Below are 402 nucleotides of genomic sequence, written 5' to 3'. Positions count from 1 at the left end.
TCGCCTATCTGGTCGACGCCTATGGTGGCCGGGTCAGCGAGCGCGATCCGCTCAACTACGCGCTGTTCATCACCTTTTTCCCGCACCTGATCGCCGGGCCGATCACGCATCATCGCGAGATGCTCGCGCAATTCAGCGCGCCCGACCGCTTCCGGCCGCGCTGGGACCTGGTCGCGATCGGACTCACCTTGTTCCTCATCGGATTGTTCAAGAAGGTGATGGTCGCCGATCCGCTCGGCGTCGCGGTGCGGCCGATCTTCGTGCAGGCAGAGATCGGCGGCGTACAATTCATCCAGGCATGGACCGGCGCATTATCCTACGCGCTGCAAATCTATTTCGACTTTTCCGGCTATACCGACATGGCGATCGGCCTCGGGCTGCTCTTCGGCATTTCGCTGCCGC

At 62.2% G+C, this 402-nt stretch carries 1 protein-coding gene; it reads left to right on the top strand.

Annotation, left to right across the window (positions count from 1 at the left end):
- Positions 1–402 (top strand): MBOAT family O-acyltransferase (locus AC1DSD_RS22455; RefSeq protein ID WP_478033209.1); only part of this gene is annotated, 402 nt, incomplete at both ends.

It is taken from the genome of Sphingomonas sp. P4_D12, from assembly GCF_056401895.1.
Note: the sequence above shows the minus strand (reverse complement) of the source record. Positions and strands in the feature narration are given on the sequence as shown.